We start from the raw sequence: 2,714 nt of genomic DNA, 5'->3' as shown, positions 1-2,714 counted from the left end.
AAACTTATTACCCTCTTCCCCTACCCGCCGCTCTTCCGATCTGTCGGTGTCCGCGGGGGGGTCCCCGCCCGGGCGGTGCACGTTGGCGGTGCGCAGGCCGGCCGCCGGCGCACCGCGCAGGTCCCAGGCGTGGGCGGCCACCATCAGCACGCGCTCCGGTGGGCATCCGGCGCTGTCGAGGGCGAGTCGGTACACCTCCGGCGCCGGCTTGTAGGCCAGGGCCGCCTCGGCGGACAAGGCCTGATGCCAGCGCAGCCCGGTATGCGCGTTGAGGTGCAGCAGGGTCGTGCGGCCGGCGTTGGACAGCCCGAGCACGGGGAACCGCCGGGCGAGCCGCTCCAGCCCGGCGGCGGAGTCCGGCCACGGGGGGCAGGCGCCGCCCCGCCATGGCCGGCCGGGCGACGGCCTCCGGGTCGGTGACTCCGGCGCGGCCGGCCACGAACCGGGCGGCCTCGGCGTCGAGGACCTCGGTGCTCGCGTACGGGCGCAGCCCCCGCCGGATGCGTTCCTGCTCCTGCTCGCCGTGCTGCTGCCACAGGTCGACGAGCTCGTCGACGGCCGCCGCGTCGGGCAGCCGTGTCGCTTCCTGTACGGCCGCGCGAAGGCCGCCGGGTTCGTCGACCATGGTGCCGAGGACGTCGAAGACGACGACGTCGATGCCGCGGATCTCCGCCATGCGTTCTCCCGGGTTTCGTCCACCGACCACCGCAGGGGTGCCGGCCTACTCCTGCGGCTGGGTCGCGATCTGGACCAGGTTGCCGCAGGTGTCGTCGAAGACGGCCGTGGTCACGGGGCCCATGTCCAGCGGTTCCTGGGTGAAGCGGACGCCGAGGCCGCTCAGGCGCGCGTACTCGGCCCGCACGTCGGCGACGGCGAACTGGGCGAGCGGGATGCCGTCGGCGGCGAGCGCGTCACGGTAGGGCTTGACGGCCGGGTGACCGGCGGGCTCCAGGAGCAGCTCCGTGCCGCCGGGGTTCTCGGGGGAGACGACGGTCAGCCACCGGTGCGTCTCGCCCAAGGGGACGTCGTACTTCTTCACGAAGCCGAGGACCTCGGTGTAGAAGCGCAGGGCCTCGGCCTGGTCGTCGACGAAGACGCTGGTGAGATGGATCTTCATGGGGTGCTCTCTTCGGGTCCGGGTGCCCCGCGGTCGAGCCATCGCGCGGTGATGTGGCGCAGCGGGGCCGCGTTCAGGTCGTGGAACTTGTAACGGCCCTCCCGTCTGGTCTCGACGAGCCCGGCGGCCTCCAGCACAGCGAGGTGCTGGGAGACCGCCTGGCGCGAGATGCCGAGCCGGTGCTTCATGCTCAGCCGCGAGCAGATCTCGAACAGCGTCTGCCCGGACTTCTCCGCGAGCTCGTCGAGGATGGTGCGACGGGTGGGGTCGGCCAAGGCTTTGAAAAGGTCATCGGCCACGACCCCAGGATAGGCAAGTGTCCACTTGCCTATCAAGGTCCTCCCGGCCCGTCCCTCAGAGCGACTCCCGCCACCCGTTCGTGATCGGCAGGCGGCGGTCCTTGCCGAAGCCCTTCGGGGAGATCTTCGTACCCGGCGGGTACTGGCGCCGCTTGTACTCGGCCGTGTCGACCATGCGCAGCGTCTTCGCGACCAGCTCCGCGTCGAACCCGGCCGCCACGATCTCGTCCGCGCCCCGGTCCCGGTCGACGTACAGCTCCAGGATCGCGTCCAGCACCGGGTAGTCGGGCAGCGAGTCCGTGTCCACCTGGCCCGGGCGCAGCTCCGCGCTCGGGGGCTTGCTGATGGAGCTCTCGGGGATCGGCGGGGTCTGGCCGCGCTCCCCGGCGGCCCGGTTGCGCCACTCGGCGAGGCGGAAGACCGACGTCTTGTAGACGTCCTTGATCGGGCCGTACGCCCCGACCGAGTCGCCGTAGAGCGTCGAGTAGCCGACCGCCAGCTCCGACTTGTTGCCGGGGGCCAGGACGATGTGGCCCTCCTGGTTGGAGATCGCCATGAGCAGCGTGCCGCGCAGGCGCGACTGGAGGTTCTCCTCCGCCAGGCCCGTGAGCCCCAGCGAGCCCATGTAGGCGTCGAACATCGGCTCGATCGCGACCGTGCGGTAGTTCAGACCCGTGCGGCGGGCCAGTTCGGCCGCGTCGTCCTTGGAGTGGTCCGAGGAGTACTTCGACGGCATCGACACGCCGTACACGTTCTGCGCGCCCACCGCGTCGCACGCGATCGCCGCGACCAGCGCCGAGTCGATGCCGCCCGACAGGCCGATCAGGACCGAGGTGAAGCCGTTCTTCGCGACGTACGCCCGCAGGCCCACGACCAGCGCCGAGTAGACCTCCTCGTCGTCCTCCAGACGGTCCGCGTAGCCGCCCGTGAGCTCGGGCTCGTACGGGGCGAGCGGCTCCTGCGAGAGGACGACCCGGTCGATGCGCAGACCGTCGTCGACCACGCCCGTCGGCGCGTCCGCCGACGCCGCCGGCAGATCCAGGTCCAGGACCACGCACCCCTCGGAGAACTGCGGTGCCCGCGCCATGACCTCGCCGTCCCGGTCGACCACGATCGAGTCGCCGTCGAACACCAGCTCGTCCTGGCCGCCGATCATGGCCAGGTACGCCGTGGTGCAGCCGGCCTCCTGGGCCCGCTTGCGGACCAGCTCCAGGCGCGTGTCGTCCTTGTTGCGCTCATAGGGGGAGGCGTTGATCGAGACCAGCAGGCCCGCCTGCGCCGAACGGGCGGCGGGGACC

The 2,714-nt window shown here is 71.6% G+C and carries 3 protein-coding genes and 1 pseudogene; all 4 read right to left on the bottom strand.

Annotated elements, in window-relative coordinates:
* Positions 1-676, bottom strand: a pseudogene (locus ABZ281_RS45265) (haloacid dehalogenase type II); the annotation flags it as partial.
* Between the two features lie 45 nt (positions 677-721).
* Complete coding sequence (locus tag ABZ281_RS45260; RefSeq protein ID WP_356664193.1) at positions 722-1,117, bottom strand: VOC family protein; 396 nt, start codon at positions 1,115-1,117, stop codon at positions 722-724.
* Positions 1,114-1,416 (bottom strand): metalloregulator ArsR/SmtB family transcription factor, encoded by a 303-nt coding sequence (locus ABZ281_RS45255; RefSeq protein WP_356664191.1) that lies wholly within the window; start codon positions 1,414-1,416, stop codon positions 1,114-1,116. Before ABZ281_RS45255 ends, ABZ281_RS45260 begins: the two co-directional genes overlap by 4 nt.
* A gap of 55 nt (positions 1,417-1,471) precedes the next feature.
* Positions 1,472-2,714 (bottom strand): NAD+ synthase (locus tag ABZ281_RS45250; protein WP_356664189.1); only part of this gene is annotated, 1,243 nt, incomplete at its 5' end.

The organism is Streptomyces sp. NPDC006265, assembly GCF_040613555.1.
Lineage (GTDB): Bacteria > Actinomycetota > Actinomycetes > Streptomycetales > Streptomycetaceae > Streptomyces.
This window is presented reverse-complemented; position numbering and strand designations above follow the sequence as displayed.

Excerpts from the sequence above, each read along its gene's own strand:
- ABZ281_RS45260 (WP_356664193.1), bottom strand. The coding sequence starts at position 1,117 with ATGAAGATCCATCTCACCAGCGTCTTCGTCGACGACCAGGCCGAGGCC.